This is a genomic window from Serratia sp. TSA_198.1 (assembly GCF_052686505.1).
In genome coordinates this window covers 417168-431562 of record NZ_JBQZFP010000002.1, presented here as the reverse complement: position 1 = coordinate 431562, position 14395 = coordinate 417168, and the positions used below count along the sequence as shown (strand labels likewise).

The window sequence follows — 14395 nt, the reverse complement described above, 5'->3', positions numbered from 1 at the left end:
ACCTTTAACGTGACGCCGCGCAGTCGCACAGGCCAAACAATTGACATATTCCATTGATAAATAGGATTTTTATACTTTATGACGTTGATTGTTATCACCAAATCGATTTGCTAACATGGGGTTATCCGCGATTTCTCCGCCCCCACCCTGCTAAGGCTCCAGAATGAAGAACCAACGCGTTACGCTGCAAGATATCGCGCTGCTCGCCGGTGTGACCAAAATGACCGTCAGCCGCTATCTGCGTACGCCGGAAAAGGTGGCGGCCGACACCGCCGCGCGCATCGCCGACGTGATGAAAGAGGTGAACTTCACCGACACGGATGAAGCGCGTTCGAACCAAAAACCGCGCATCGGCGTGTTAGTCCCCTCCTTCAACAACCAGATCTTTGCCGATCTGCTGGCCGGCATCGAATCCGTCACTCTGGATCAGGGTTATCAAACGCTGGTGGTGAACTATGACTACAGCCGCGAACGCGAGGAAGAGCACATCGTCCAGTTGCTGGCCTACCCGATCGCCGGGCTGATCCTTACCGATTCACAGCACACTCTGCGGGCGGAAAAGTACCTGACGGCGGCAAAAATCCCGGTGGCGCAGGTGATGGATCTTGAAGGGCCGGCAGGGCGAATTGCCGTGGGGTTCGATAACTATCAGGCGGGTTATGACATGACCGAAGCGCTGCTTGCCAGCGGTAAACGCCAGGTGGTCTATTTCGGTGCCATGTCCGATGCACGCGACTTGAAACGCTTTCAGGGCTATTGCCGGGCGATGGAAAATCAGGGATTGCCCCCACGCCAGATCACGCCGCATAAGGTTTCATCGGTCTCGGTCGGCTCCGATATGCTGGCAATGGCGCGTCGGCTTTATCCTGATCTGGACGGCATACTCTGCACTAACGACGATCTGGCGGTAGGCGTGTTGCAGGAGTGCCTGCGGCTTGGGTTGAAGATCCCGCAGGACATCGCTCTGTCAGGTTTTCACGGTCTGGATATCGGTAAAGCCACCACGCCGGGCATCGCCAGCGTGATTACTCCCCGCTTTGATATCGGCAAGGTAGCCACCGAGATCCTGCTGAAGCGCATAAAAGGGGTGCCGTGCATTGAGCGCGTTGACTTGCACTACCGCATTTCACTCGGCGGCACTATTTGAATGCGCGGTAGCCACGTCAGGCATTTTCGCCTTCTCGCTGCGCGCCGCCAGCCACAGCCCGCTGTTTTTCATCGCGTAACCAAACACCAGCCCCACCAGTAAAGAGGCCGTCACCAGCGGCCAGTCGCCCCCGCCGGCAAAGGTAGCGCAAGCACCGATAAAGGTGCCGGGCACGAACCCCAACCACTGCTGTTTGGCCTGAATGCACATCAGGAAGGCCACTATACCGGTCAGCAAGTAGCCGAGCATGCTCCAACCCGGCGCCAGGTCGCTGCCGTGAATAATCGCCATCGCCCAAAACACCCCGCTACAGCTGGTCAGCGAGCTGATCAACAACCCTTTCAGCCCGCCCTGCGGACAGGCGAAATAGGCGGTGCAACCGAGGAAGCCGGCCCAGCCGATCAGCCCCAGGCTGACGGCAACCCATCCCCAGACGCCGGACAGAATTCCGGTAGTGACAGCAATGGCGAAAATAACGTTCATAAATCGACCCGGCAGAAAAGAAAGCGCGCAGTGTACTCGAAAATCGGCAAATTTATGTGATTAAAATCACAAAAAATATGCAATAAGAGAAATGGAAATTACAGACTTGTGGAATTTGTCACAAAAAAAACCAGCGTGGCAAGCACGCTGGAAATGACACACAACAACACCAGGGAAATCGTTCGCCACATTGCGTGGCTAAAGTATTCTTTCTTATACCCTATGAACATCAAGTTGCAGCCAACCACGCGGTGGCTTTACTAGCGGCGGGTATCAGCGCGGGAAGCCCGCGCGGGTCACCATGAAGCTCAGAATCAAGCACACCAGGGTACTGACCACAAATAACAGGTTGACCGCCAGGTGCAGGCTGGCATGGTCGATCACTACCCCCAACAGAATGGGTACCCAGTTGGCGATATAAGCAATAACGTAAAACAGCGAAATCAGTCTTGCGTGGCTGGCCTTCGGTGAAATCAGATTCACCAGCGTGGCGCTGCCGACAAAAATGGCGCCGTAGGCATAACCGGCAATCACCATCCCGGCGGCTGCCAGGCCCAGCGAATGGATCTGAATCGCCTCGGCGAACACCACCACCGACAATGCCTGCGCCAGGCAACCAAACATCAGCGAGTGCCGCGCATTAATGCGGCGACTGAGGATCTGGCTAATGCCGGCAATCACCAGGTACACGGCAATCACATAACCGTAAACACCACGGCTGTGCATGCCCAACAGCTTTTCCGATACGCTCGGGCCAATCGCCAGAATACTGGCAGCGACCGCCCAACAGATGAACAACGCACCGGCGCACAAGAAGAACTTACCGCCCGTGGCGCGCAGGCCGTCCGCCAACGAACTCTTTTCCGGCACGGCGTTTGCCACCGGCTCCCCGCTTACCGGCACAACCACCACTTCACCCGGCCATTTCAGCATCACGCCCAGCGCGGCTACTGCCGCCACCACCATGATGATAATGAAGGGTAATGACGTAGTATGGAATCCGGTTTGCAGCGCCACACCGCTGAAGATCGGCCCCAACGCCAGGCCGAGAGTAAACGACAGCGTAGCGATCAGCGCCGCATTCTTACCGCCGTCTTTCGGCCCAAAACGCACCAGCGCAATATTGGCCGCCCCGGTCAGCGCACCGGTCCCAATCCCGGCCAGCAACCGTGCCATAAACATCATCAAAAACGAATCGGCCATCGAAAACAACAGCGCGCCGGCTAACACCACCAGCAACGCCGGCACAATCATGCTGCGCAGATCTTTCACCTTGCCGGCCATGTTGCCCACGCCAAACAGTGAAATCAGCACCCCTGCCGCATAAGCGCCATAAATAATTGTCAGACTGACCGAGCTTAAACCCAATTCATGTTGATAAAGCGGATAAAGCGGCGTCGGTGCACTGCTATTAAGCAATGCAGACATTAATGCCAGCGCTAAAAAAAGCAGAATGGCAAAATGCGACGTGCCCGAATTCGTTTTAGCTGCTTGATTAACAGCGACACCTTCAGACATTTTTCTCTCCCGAAACAAGCTGGATAAACATTCTGTCCTGAAAACCAAACTCAATCAGGAAACGCGTTCATCATACCGTTTGGGTATAAGAGCAAAAATAGCCAAGAATGCATCACAGTGATTCATTAATGCATGAACAGGGCAAATATGATCGTTTAATGCAACACGCGAACTGGCTGCCGGCGCGGCCAAATGCCGCAAATACCCAAGGCCAAACCATATACGACATGGTTGACCAGACTAGCCACCAGCAGACCTGTGCCGTTAGTGGCGCTGCCGAAAAAGCCCAATCCTACCGAGGGATAAATTAAACATAGCGATATAAGCGAACAAACCAGGCCATAAATAACGGCCCGGCATAGAGCACCGCTACGCGGGTGATAAACGGAAAAAACAAAATAATAAAAAAGAATCGCCAGGAAGATACCGGCAAAATAATGCGCACTGTAGCCCAATAATAATGCGTGCGGCGCCGGGGGAATATCGCCAGGCCGCAGGAACAGGAATTGCCCATGCCACCATTGATTGGCTAAATTGCCGATAAAAACCAGGTTCAGTTTACTGATAACCCCGGCGGACGCGGCAATAAAATTGACCAGGTCCATACCGACGGTCGCCACAATGCCATACAGTCCATAACGTGCCAGTTCCCTGGCTGGGCTTACATCCAATTGTCTCTCTCCTTGTGGTTAAACTGCCGCAGCCTTCGAGGCTTTCGCCGGACTGCGTTTCAAAATGGCCAATGCGCCGGAAAGAATAATCAACGCCATACCGGCTGCAGCAATATAAGACAGCTTTTCGCCAAACAGCAGATAACCGAGTAGCGTGGAAAAAATAATGGTGCTGTAGGACAGGATGCTGACAATCACCGCATTGCCGCTACCGTAAGCGCGGGTCATGGTGATTTGCCCCAAACTGCCGAATACGCCGATAGCGCCTACGCACAGCATCATGGCGCTGTCCAGGGCCGTAAAGCCCACCACCGCAGTCATCACACAGCCAATCACCGTGCCCACCAGAGAGAAATAGAACACCACCCGCAGCTCCGGCTCACCACTGCGCACCAGTTTACCGACATTGAAATAGGCCAGCGCAGTCAGCAGGCCGGATAAGAGGCCAATCAGAGTAGCGACATACTCGCCATTCGGCGTGTCCGGGCGCAGCAACACCAGTATGCCGATAAACCCCAACAGCACGGAAAACAGCAGTTTGCCGGTCAATTGGCCTTTGGAGGTAACGAAGGCGATCGCCGACTGAAAGATCGGGTTGGTGTAACCCAGCGTGGTGGCGGTGGCGATCGGCAGGTGGATCAGCGAATAAAAGCCGCAATACATCGCCGCATTGCCGATGGCAGCGCGTTTCATATGCAAACCGAGGTGCTGCGTGCGGAAACCGAGATTTTTAACCTTAATCAGCGCGGCGACGATCAGTACGTTAATAAACGAACGATAAAAAATAATATCGAAAAAGCCGACTTTGGCCGAAGCCAGTTTAACACTGGCCCCCATCAGCGCGAAAAACCCGCTGGCGACGACCATCCACAAAGCAACCATGATTTCCTCGGAATGCGACCCAAACGGGCGGCAAAAAATGATCTATACCCTGTACGGACAGGCTGCCCCAGAGTGGGCCAGCGCCTCCGTATGCTGCACCCGTATCAAACGGGGCGAATATATTCGCCCCCTACGGGCAGTGCAGTCAACAACGCCGCAGCTTGAAAGACACTATTATTCGGCGGTTTTCACCGTCAGTGGTTTGTTGTCGGCACAAGCGAAGAACACCAGCATCTCCGCCCCTTTATCGCCAGAAACGCCCTGATGAACGATATCTACCGTGTCGGTAAAGGAATCCCCTTGCTTAAAGGTGTGCTTCAAGCCGGTTTTTTTTACCGTGAGAGAAACACTGCCGCCGGTCATATACACCGCACTGATGCACGGGTGGGTATGCCAGGCAAGCACCTTGTTCGGCTCCACCGTCACTTTCAACATGGTGATCTGAGGGGCGCCGGCCGGATACTGCCCGTACGGCGTGCCCTCCCACGAGGTTTCAGTTTTCAGCAGGGTTTCTTTGCTGATCCCTTCGCCGTGATCTTCAGCAGCCTGCGCGCTCCCCTGAAATGCCATCGTTAATGCCAGAAGTATCAATTTATACATTGTTATCGCTCCATGACTCTGTGAATAAGAACAGAAATAGCGAGATACAAAGGATAATTAACGACGGCCTCAGGGACGCGCCCTTACAACCCTTTGATACGCTGTTCGTATTCTACGATGCTCTCGGCATAGTATCGATTGGGCGCGACATGATTTCCTACTATCACTTCGATCAGGAACGGACCCGCGTACTCGGCTGCGGCGGCCAGCGCCTCGTCCAGTTCCTCCAGCGTCGTCGCCTTCGCGGAGGCAACGCCCAGGCTGTTGGCGAAGGACTTCCAGTCGTGGCTCGGCAGAGCGGTGTAATCAGCCGATACGCCACGGTTCTGAAGCGTGTCGATATGCATGGCACCGTGGGCGCTGTTGTTCATTACGACAAAGGTCATTTTGACCTGATAACGAGCGGCGGTCTGGATCTCCATGCCATGCATCAGCATGCAGCCGTCACCGGTCACCACCACGCAGTCGCGGTGCGGTGCCGCCAGTTTGATGCCAATACCGGCGCATATCGCCCAGCCCATCGGCGCCAGGGAGCTTGAGGTATGGTAATCACCGCGCCCGCTGGCCAGCCAGTGGTGAGCCATAAAGATACGGTGCGCCCCGGAGTCAACCACCACGTTGGTGTCCTCGTCCATGCGGCTGCGGATGCGTTTGATGACATCACCGGGATACATGTTGGCTTCACCTGCGGCCTGGCGCGCCTGCAAGTCAGGCTGTTGCTGTTCAAGCGGCAATTGACGCACCTGTTCAAGCCAGCCATCGCGCAGCGCCTTGATACCGGCCAGGTGCGCGTCGTCGTCGCTGACCGCATCCAGCAGGTGTTGTACCCCACCGGTCAGGCTGGAGAAAATCTGCATGTCCGGCTGATAGTGCGAACTGACCTTGTCAAAGTCTTCGTCAATCACCACCAGCGTTTTGGTGCCGTGCAACCGCGGGTTCCAGTTCAGGCTGTCACGCTGGCTAAGGTCGCATCCCAGCACCAGCAGTACGTCCACGTCATCGCCGTTGATGGTTTCCACCGCACGAGTATGGCCGGCGAATCCATACAGGCCAAGCGCCAGCTCGTGCCCTTCAGGGAACGCCCCCTTGCCGGACAGCGTGGTGGCGACCGGCAGACGATACTTCTCCGCCAGGCGCAGCAGCAGTTCGGCATCCTGCGGGTTATTCATGCGGTTGCCCACCAGGCAGACAACTTTCAAGCCGCGCAGCAGGTAATCGTCCAGCACCTGATCCAACCCTTGCTGGTCGATCGCCGCTTCGCGGCACTGTGGTGTGCGCTGTGGATCTGCAGCATGACTGCCGGCCACCGCTTTCTTTTGCATGTCGACCGGTACGCTTAAATAAGCGCGGCCTTTACGCTGGGTGTTCAGGCAAGACAAACTGCGCCGCAGTTCATGCTGCAACGTCAGATTATTTTTCACTTCGATGGCGGCGGAAAGCAGAGGTTTGACGATAGTCAGCTCATCGATGCCGCTATTGCTGCCGTCCTGAAAAGCGCCCTGCGCTTCATGATAGGTAGCGATGCCGCCGGCCAGATACAGCACCGGGATCTTATCGGCCTGAGCCGCAGCCATCGCCGGCAGGAAATTCATGGTGCCCGGGCCGGAGATGCCGAGGCAAACGCCGAACTTGCGGCTGGCACGGGCGTAACCATCGGCCATAAAACCGCAGGCAGTTTCATGAGCGCCGACGATGCCGGTAATGCCGGAATGTTCAATGGATTTAATTAGTGGGTACACGAGCTTGCCCGGTACCAGGAATATGTATTGAATGCCGCGTGCTTCAAGACCCTGGATAATCACATCAGCGTTGCTTCTCTCTGCCGCTTTCGCGCCAGGCGTCGCAATAACCCTGATACCGTCCGCAGTTGCCAGTGCTACGGGGGTGTATAACTTCTCTGCGTGAGACTCCATTTTTCATGTCCAGTCGTGGTGGGCCAACCTGATTCAGAGTCAATCCCACCAGGCGGTTAGCCCACAGAGACAGGCTCTCATGCGCATCTGCTTACGCGTTAGGGTAACATTGATACAAAAATGTGCGCCAGATCACAGCATAAACGTTGATAAGCATAAAGATTGTTTAGTAAAAATAAAGATGCAAAACTGCTTCACATTGATGCATTTATTCATATCCTGAAACATAATAAATAATTATGATACGTGGGCTTCATTTGCAGCCAAAACCAGAGCCAAAGCGGCTGCGCGAGAATGAACACTGATAAGACCGATAAGCCTGTACAAAGGAAATGGCATGATGAATTGGGATGACGCACGCTTCTTCCTGGCAGTAGCACGCTGCGGTACTTTACGAAAAGCCGCCAATGAACTACACGTCGACCAGGCCACTGTCGGCCGACGCATTACCGCGTTTGAAGAAAGCCTGGGATCGAAGCTGTTTATCCGCACGCCGAAATCATTTTCCCTCAGCCCGCTGGGCGAGGAAATGCTGGCGGACGTAATGAATATGGAAAACTCGGTGCAGGCAATTGGCCGCAAAGCCACCAGCGGCGACGACAGCCTGTGCGGTAACGTGCGCATCGCCACCACCGACACCATGGCCGAGGCCTTTGTCATTCCGGCGTTGAAGGATTTGCGTGAGCAGCACCCATTAATCACCGTCACACTGCTGACGGCGGTTAATATCTCCGATATTTCTTACCGCGGCGCGGATCTGGCGATCCGTGGCGCACGGCCCGATTCTGATGAGCTGATTATCAAGCGCATGGCGACCATCGAAATGGGGCTGTACGCGACGCAAGACTATCTCGATAAACACGGCCAGCCAACCAAAGGCGACCACCTGCGCGGCCACGATTTGCTGATGTTTCCGCGCGAACTGGTGCCGCGCCACTGGAATAATTTCTGTGGCGAGGCGCTGATCGATCCCAACGTCGTTTTGCAATGCAATTCACAGTTGCTGCTGCGCTCGGCGACGCGGAGCGGTTTGGGGATTGGTCTGCTGTCCTCCTTCCTGGCGGATAAGGATCCGGACCTGGTGCGCATCTTCCCGGAAAATAAGGACTGGGTGGATATCTGGCTGGTGCTGCACCCCGACCTGCAGCGCGCTGCGCGGGTACGCGCCGTCGTGCAGGCGCTGGAAGCGTCGTTTAAAAATAACCCAGGCTGATTCTCTCACCCGTCCCCTGCCCCGCCCCATAGAAAAAGGTCGCCGAAGCGACCTTTTTTTACTGCCTTGATGCCTATCAGAACATCGGCTGCGCCATCTGCACCAGCGTAATCAGCGGCTGTGGGTAGACACCCAACAGCAGCACCAACGCGGCGGATATCAGCACGACCACACCGCCCGCAGTCAACGCCCAGTTGTTCGGCGTATCGCGTTGCAGAGCTTCCGGCGCGCTGAGGAACAGGCTGACGGTCACACGCAGGTAGTAGTACAAACCGATGGCACTGCCCAATACCACAGCACCGGTCAGCCACCACAGGTGAGCGCTGACGCCCATCGCGATAACGAAGAACTTACCGATAAAGCCCAAGGTCATCGGGATACCGGCCAGAGACAGCATCATCACCGTCATGACCGCGGAAAGAATCGGCTTATGCCAGAACAGACCACGGTAGGAGAACAGCGAATCGGCGTCCGGGCCACGGTACGGGCTGGACATCAGGCTAACCACACCGAACGCGCCCAGGCTGCTGAACAGGTAACCGGCCAGGTAAACACCGGCGGTTTCCAGCGACAGTTGATGGGTTTGCACCGCAATCAACGCCACCAGCAGATAACCCAGGTGGGCGATCGACGAGTAACCCAGCAAACGCTTGATGTTGGTCTGGCTGATGGCCATCAGGTTGCCGAACAGAATTGAACCGACGGCAATGATCGACAGCACCATACGCAGCGCTTCGCTGTCGGCGGCCGGGGCATACAGGAACAGACGCATCACTACGGCGAAGATCGCAATCTTGCTGGCAGTGGCCAGGAAGGTAGAGACCGGCGCAGGCGCCCCCTGATACACATCCGGCGTCCACAGTTGGAACGGCACCAGAGACAGCTTGAAGCCCAGACCCACAATCATCATGCCCATACCGGCCAGGATCAGCGGTTGATGCATCATGTTTTCGTGCAGGCTCTTGCCCAGACCGGCCAGCGACAGATCACCGGACTCGGCATACAGCAGCGCCATACCGAACAGCAGGAATGACGAAGCCGCAGCGGACAGCAGCATGTACTTGATAGCGGCTTCCAGCGGACGCTTCTGGCGGTAGGCATAGCCCACCAGGCCGAACAGCGGCAGCGAGATCAGTTCAATACCGAGGAACAGCGACGCCAGGTGGTTGGCGCTAGCCAACAGAATGCCACCCAGCGTGGCAATCAGCACCAGCAGGTAGAACTCTTCGCGGTTGTCCGGGTAACCCACCAGCCATGGATAGGCGAAGGTACAGGTCGCCAGGCTCGCCAGTATCACCAGCCCGGTATAGAACATCGAGTAGCCGTCAACCCGCAACAGCGGGGTGACGTCCATTGGGCCTGCCTGGCCGACAAAATACAGCGAAAGCAGCGCCAGGTTTAGACCGATCACGGTCAGTGTGGCGTTGATAAAGTGGTCGCGTCGCCACGCAATGCCTAGCATCACAACCACCACCGTCAATCCGACGATCAACAGCGGTAGCAGTGCGATCAGTTGTTGAGGAGTTATTGTCATGGCGAATTACGGCCTTGTTGTTGAAATTGCTGAAACTGACGAACCAAACCAGTGTTGCACGTTGCTCATCGCCGCATTAGACGTGTCCAGAATCGGCTGCGGGTAAACCCCCAGCAGAACCAGCAACACCACCAACAGCAGAATGATGAACAGTTCGCGCGCGGTCATGCCCGGCAACGGTTGCTCCGATTTAGCTTTGCCGTAATAGGCGCGCTGCATCATGATCAACGAGTAAACCGAAGCAAACACCAGACCGAAGGTAGAAATCACGGTGATCACCGGCACCACCTGGAAGCTGCCGAACAGGATCATGAATTCGCCGACGAAGTTACCGGTCCCCGGCATCCCCAAGGTGGCTACCGCGAAGAACAGCGACAGCGCAGGGATGTACTTGATACGCCCCCACAGGCCGCCCATCTCGCGCATGTCACGGGTATGCAGACGTTCGTACAACTGGCCACAGATGATGAACATGCCGGCCGCAGACAGGCCGTGCGCGATCATCTGAATCACCGCGCCCTGGTAAGCCAGTTGGCTGCCGGTGTAGATGGCGATCAGCACGAAGCCCATGTGCGATACCGAGGTGTAAGCGATCAGACGTTTAATGTCGGTCTGCGCGAACGCCATCCAGGCACCGTAGAAGATACCGACCACGCCCAACCACATGGCGATTGGGGCAAACTCGTGTGACGCTTCCGGGAACAACGGCAGGCTGAAACGCAGCATGCCGTAGGCCGCCGTCTTCAGCAAGATCCCCGCCAGGTCAACGGAACCTGCGGTTGGCGCCTGGCTATGCGCATCAGGCAGCCAGCCGTGCAACGGCACCACCGGCATTTTCACCGCGAAGGCGATGAAGAAGCCCAGCATCAGCAGATATTGCACGTTGTGCGACATTGGCGTTTGCAGCAGATCTTCATAATCGAAGGTCCACACGCCGGTCGCATTGTAGTGCACGAACACCAGGCCCATAATCGCAATCAGCATCACCAGACCGCTGGCCTGGGTATAGATGAAGAATTTGGTGGCCGCGGTGATACGGGTTTTACCGTCCGACGCCTTGTGGCCCCACAACGCAATCAGGAAGTACATCGGCACCAACATCATTTCCCAGAAGAAGAAGAACAGGAACATGTCGATGGCGAGGAACACGCCGATTACCCCACCCAGGATCCACAGCAGGTTCAGGTGGAAGAAGCCCTGGTATTTCTGGATCTCGCGCCAGGAACAGAGGATAGCCAACACGCCCAGCAGGCCGGTCAGCACCACCATCAGCAGTGAAAGGCCGTCCAGCGCCAGGTGGATGGAAATACCGAAGCGAGGGATCCACGGCAGCAGGAATTCAGACTGCCATTGCGGGATGCCTTTCGGCGTAGTCAACGTGTAGCCACCCTGCATCCACAGATGCAGAGAAAGCGCCAATGTCAGCCCCATTGCGATCAACGCAATCCAGCGCGGCACCTTAGTACCGAAGCGCTCAAACTGCCAGCACAGCAGACCGCCAATAAAGGGGATAAGAATTAGCCAAGGTAATAGCATGGCGTTTTGTGTCCCTTATTCTACCGTTGTCTTTCACGCTGTAGCGTTGTTGGCTGCGGGCGTTTACCCCTGTCACTTACCTAAGTAAGCCCCAGGGGATGCTCGCACTTGCCGCCTAGCTACAACGCGAAATCCATACGGTATAAAACATTGTACATAGCACAGAGCTATGCCCGATAAATGCTTTAAATTATTATCAACAGCGCCAATACGACCACTGCACCCACACCCATAGACGCTATATACCAACGCACCTGGCCGTTCTCGCTCACCGTCAGGCCACGGTTCCCCCAGCGGGAGAAAATGGCCGGCAGGTTCATCATCGAGTTCAGCGGATCGCGCTGCAGCAGTTTCGCAATGCCCAGGTAAGGCTTGACGAAGACTTTGTCATACAGCCAATCGAAGCCCCAGGCATGGAACCACCAGGTCGAGAAGAAACGCCCCGGCGCGCTTTTAGCGATGCTGGTGACCAAGCTGCGTTTGCCCAACCACAGCGCTGCCGCCAGCAGGATACCGGCGATAGCCACCACGCCTGAGGTAATTTCCAGTTGCAGCACGCTGCCGTGCGCCAGCTCGGTGGTATCCGGCAGTACGCCCTGCAATGGCGGAACGATCATCGCGCCAACGAAGGTGGACAGAACCAGCAGAACCAACAGCGGCAGGTGGTGAGTGATGCCTTTACCGGCATGCGCTTTGATTTTCTCTTCGCCATGGAACACGATGAAAATCATACGGAAGGTGTACAGCGAGGTCATGAACGCCCCGACCAGACCGGCAATCATCAGGTTGAGGTGACCGTTCGCCATTGCACCCGCCAGGATCTCATCCTTACTGAAGAAGCCGGCGGTGATCAGCGGCAACGCCGACAGCGCAGCGCCACCCACCAGGAAGCAGACGTAAACCAGCGGAATGCTCTTGCGCAGGCCGCCCATCTTGAAGATGTTCTGCTCATGATGGCAGGCCAGGATCACCGAACCGGAAGACAGGAACAACAGCGCCTTGAAGAACGCGTGGGTCATCAGGTGGAAGATCGCCGCATCCCACGCCTGCACGCCCAACGCCAGGAACATGTAGCCAATCTGGCTCATGGTGGAGTAAGCAAGCACGCGTTTGATGTCGGTCTGCACCAGCGCGGCAAAGCCGGCCAGCACCAGGGTCACAGCCCCGACGATACCCACCAGATGCAGCACTTCCGGCGCCATCAGGAACAGGCCGTGAGTACGGGCAATCAGGTAAACACCGGCGGTTACCATGGTCGCAGCGTGGATCAGCGCTGAAACCGGGGTTGGGCCCGCCATTGCGTCAGCCAGCCAGGTCTGCAACGGCAACTGCGCCGATTTACCGACCGCGCCGCCCAGCAGCATCAGGGTAGCCCAGGTGATCGCGGTATCGCCGACGGCCAGCTTCTGCGGTGCCAGAATCATCAGTTCGCGGATGTTCAGCGTGCCCAGTTCGTTGTAGAGAATGAACAGCGCGAACGCCAGGAACACGTCGCCGACGCGGGTCACGATAAAGGCTTTCATCGCCGCCGCGCCGTTGGCCGGATCCTTGTAGTAGAAACCGATCAACAGGTAGCTGCACAGGCCCACGCCTTCCCAGCCCAGGTACATCAGCAACAGGTTGTCTGCCAGTACCAATATCACCATGCTGGCGATAAACAGGTTGGTGTAAGCGAAGAAGCGCGAATACCCCTCTTCACCGCGCATGTACCAGGAAGCGAACATGTGGATGAAGAAACCGACGCCGGTAACCACAGACAGCATGGTCAGCGACAGGCCGTCCAGCGTCAGCGTCACGCCGATATTGAAGTTGCCGACGGTCATCCAGTTCCACAGGCTTTGCTCAAACAGCTGCACGCCGGTGGCTTTCTGGGCGAAGAAATCCATCGCCACATGCACCGTAATCAGCGCAGCCAGGCCGATAGAGCCTACCCCGACGGTCGCCGAGACGTTTTCAGACCAGCGGCCACGGGAAAATGCCAACAGCAGGAACCCGATCAGCGGTAGCAGAATAGTTAAATATAATAGGTTCATCCGCGCATCTCACTGACAGTATCGATATTCAGGGTATGACGACGACGGTAGAGCTGCAGCAGCAACGCCAGGCCAATGCTGGCCTCGGCAGCCGCCAGGCTGATCGCCAGGATATACATCACCTGCCCGTCCGGTTGGCCCCAATAGCTGCCCGCCACGATAAACGCCAAGGCTGCGGCGTTAATCATCACTTCCAGGCTGATCAACATAAACAGCAGGTTGCGACGGAGCGTCAGCCCGGTCAGGCCGAGCACGAACAGGATCGCCGCCAGGATCAGACCATGTTGAAGAGGGATCATGCTTGCTCCTCCGATTTTCTTCTCGCCATTTCGCTACTGGCCGGCGCGTTGCTCAACACTTCGCCCGGTTTGTGCTCGCGGCCAATGTGGAAGGCAACAACCAGACCTGCCAACAGCAGCATTGAAGCCAGTTCAACCGCCAGAACGTAAGGACCGAACAGGCTGATCCCCACCGCTTTAGCGTCAACCATCTCACCGCTGATGCCCTGATCGGACAGGCTGCGGATAGCGACAATCAGCACCACCAGCAGCGCCAGCGACATCAGACCAGGTCCGATCCACACCGACGGCTTCAGCCACTCGCGCTCCTGCTGCTGTACCGCGTTGCCGAGGTTCAGCATCATCACCACGAACACGAACAGCACCATGATGGCACCGGCGTAAACGATGATTTCCAGCGCGGCGGCAAAGTACGCGCCGAGTGAGAAAAAGACTGCAGAGATCGCCAGTAACGAGACGATCAGATACAGCAACGCATGCACAGGATTGGTATGCGAGATCACGCGAATCGTCGCGACAATCGCAATCAACCCTGCCAGATAAAAGGCAATTTCCATGCTTGCTGG

13 protein-coding genes are annotated in these 14395 nt (G+C 56.4%); 2 read left to right on the top strand and 11 right to left on the bottom strand.

Annotation, left to right across the window (positions count from 1 at the left end; all coding sequences use genetic code 11):
• The first annotated feature begins 163 nt into the window (after positions 1 to 163).
• On the top strand, positions 164 to 1147 hold the full coding sequence (locus tag ACUTSW_RS13430; RefSeq protein WP_063196814.1) for a LacI family DNA-binding transcriptional regulator: 984 nt from the start codon (positions 164 to 166) through the stop codon (positions 1145 to 1147).
• Here the strand turns inward: ACUTSW_RS13430 and ACUTSW_RS13425 are convergent.
• The 6 genes from ACUTSW_RS13425 to ACUTSW_RS13400 all read right to left on the bottom strand — a co-directional run bounded on the left by ACUTSW_RS13425 (position 1127) and on the right by ACUTSW_RS13400 (position 7214).
• The gene (locus ACUTSW_RS13425) at positions 1127 to 1630 is read right to left on the bottom strand and encodes a DUF1097 domain-containing protein (protein ID WP_445584621.1); all 504 of its coding nucleotides are present in this window, start codon (positions 1628 to 1630) and stop codon (positions 1127 to 1129) included. The genes ACUTSW_RS13430 and ACUTSW_RS13425 overlap by 21 nt on opposite strands.
• 273 nt (positions 1631 to 1903) lie before the next feature.
• Entirely contained in the window at positions 1904 to 3148 is a 1245-nt protein-coding gene (locus ACUTSW_RS13420) for an MFS transporter (protein ID WP_445584620.1), read from the bottom strand.
• A gap of 155 nt (positions 3149 to 3303) precedes the next feature.
• Positions 3304 to 3819: a DUF6789 family protein gene (locus ACUTSW_RS13415; protein ID WP_445584619.1), complete on the bottom strand. Its 516-nt coding sequence runs from the start codon at positions 3817 to 3819 to the stop codon at positions 3304 to 3306.
• Positions 3820 to 3837: 18 nt separating this feature from the next.
• Positions 3838 to 4701 (bottom strand): DMT family transporter, encoded by an 864-nt coding sequence (locus tag ACUTSW_RS13410; RefSeq protein ID WP_004947227.1) that lies wholly within the window; start codon positions 4699 to 4701, stop codon positions 3838 to 3840.
• Between the two features lie 174 nt (positions 4702 to 4875).
• Positions 4876 to 5301 (bottom strand): cupin domain-containing protein, encoded by a 426-nt coding sequence (locus ACUTSW_RS13405; protein WP_062868097.1) that lies wholly within the window; start codon positions 5299 to 5301, stop codon positions 4876 to 4878.
• Between the two features lie 83 nt (positions 5302 to 5384).
• The gene (locus tag ACUTSW_RS13400) at positions 5385 to 7214 is read right to left on the bottom strand and encodes a thiamine pyrophosphate-binding protein (protein ID WP_445584618.1); all 1830 of its coding nucleotides are present in this window, start codon (positions 7212 to 7214) and stop codon (positions 5385 to 5387) included.
• A gap of 337 nt (positions 7215 to 7551) precedes the next feature.
• On the opposite strand from ACUTSW_RS13400, the gene ACUTSW_RS13395 reads away from it, so the two are divergent.
• Positions 7552 to 8427, top strand: a complete 876-nt coding sequence (locus ACUTSW_RS13395) for a LysR family transcriptional regulator (protein WP_013813886.1) — start codon at positions 7552 to 7554, stop codon at positions 8425 to 8427.
• A 76-nt stretch (positions 8428 to 8503) separates the two neighbouring features.
• Here the strand turns inward: ACUTSW_RS13395 and nuoN are convergent, their stop codons facing one another.
• The 5 genes from nuoN to nuoJ all read right to left on the bottom strand — a co-directional run bounded on the left by nuoN (position 8504) and on the right by nuoJ (position 14386).
• Positions 8504 to 9961 (bottom strand): NADH-quinone oxidoreductase subunit NuoN, encoded by a 1458-nt coding sequence (gene nuoN / locus ACUTSW_RS13390; RefSeq protein ID WP_004947238.1) that lies wholly within the window; start codon positions 9959 to 9961, stop codon positions 8504 to 8506.
• Positions 9962 to 9967: 6 nt separating this feature from the next.
• On the bottom strand, positions 9968 to 11497 hold the full coding sequence (gene nuoM, locus ACUTSW_RS13385) for an NADH-quinone oxidoreductase subunit M (protein ID WP_004947242.1): 1530 nt from the start codon (positions 11495 to 11497) through the stop codon (positions 9968 to 9970).
• Between the two features lie 185 nt (positions 11498 to 11682).
• Positions 11683 to 13530 (bottom strand): NADH-quinone oxidoreductase subunit L, encoded by a 1848-nt coding sequence (nuoL, locus tag ACUTSW_RS13380; RefSeq protein ID WP_445584617.1) that lies wholly within the window; start codon positions 13528 to 13530, stop codon positions 11683 to 11685.
• A complete protein-coding gene (gene nuoK / locus ACUTSW_RS13375; RefSeq protein ID WP_004947249.1) occupies positions 13527 to 13829 on the bottom strand; it encodes an NADH-quinone oxidoreductase subunit NuoK in 303 nt (100 codons plus the stop codon). The genes nuoL and nuoK overlap by 4 nt, the downstream gene beginning before the upstream one ends.
• Positions 13826 to 14386: an NADH-quinone oxidoreductase subunit J gene (nuoJ, locus tag ACUTSW_RS13370; RefSeq protein ID WP_013813890.1), complete on the bottom strand. Its 561-nt coding sequence runs from the start codon at positions 14384 to 14386 to the stop codon at positions 13826 to 13828. The genes nuoK and nuoJ overlap by 4 nt, the downstream gene beginning before the upstream one ends.
• Between the last annotated feature and the right edge of the window lie 9 nt (positions 14387 to 14395).

Excerpts from the sequence above, each read along its gene's own strand:
- ACUTSW_RS13430 (WP_063196814.1), top strand. The coding sequence starts at position 164 with ATGAAGAACCAACGCGTTACGCTGCAAGATATCGCGCTGCTCGCCGGT.
- ACUTSW_RS13425 (WP_445584621.1), bottom strand. The coding sequence starts at position 1,630 with ATGAACGTTATTTTCGCCATTGCTGTCACTACCGGAATTCTGTCCGGC.
- ACUTSW_RS13420 (WP_445584620.1), bottom strand. The coding sequence starts at position 3,148 with ATGTCTGAAGGTGTCGCTGTTAATCAAGCAGCTAAAACGAATTCGGGC.
- ACUTSW_RS13410 (WP_004947227.1), bottom strand. The coding sequence starts at position 4,701 with ATGGTTGCTTTGTGGATGGTCGTCGCCAGCGGGTTTTTCGCGCTGATG.
- ACUTSW_RS13405 (WP_062868097.1), bottom strand. The coding sequence starts at position 5,301 with ATGTATAAATTGATACTTCTGGCATTAACGATGGCATTTCAGGGGAGC.
- ACUTSW_RS13400 (WP_445584618.1), bottom strand. The coding sequence starts at position 7,214 with ATGGAGTCTCACGCAGAGAAGTTATACACCCCCGTAGCACTGGCAACT.
- ACUTSW_RS13395 (WP_013813886.1), top strand. The coding sequence starts at position 7,552 with ATGATGAATTGGGATGACGCACGCTTCTTCCTGGCAGTAGCACGCTGC.
- nuoN (WP_004947238.1), bottom strand. The coding sequence starts at position 9,961 with ATGACAATAACTCCTCAACAACTGATCGCACTGCTACCGCTGTTGATC.
- nuoM (WP_004947242.1), bottom strand. The coding sequence starts at position 11,497 with ATGCTATTACCTTGGCTAATTCTTATCCCCTTTATTGGCGGTCTGCTG.
- nuoL (WP_445584617.1), bottom strand. The coding sequence starts at position 13,530 with ATGAACCTATTATATTTAACTATTCTGCTACCGCTGATCGGGTTCCTG.
- nuoK (WP_004947249.1), bottom strand. The coding sequence starts at position 13,829 with ATGATCCCTCTTCAACATGGTCTGATCCTGGCGGCGATCCTGTTCGTG.
- nuoJ (WP_013813890.1), bottom strand. The coding sequence starts at position 14,386 with ATGGAAATTGCCTTTTATCTGGCAGGGTTGATTGCGATTGTCGCGACG.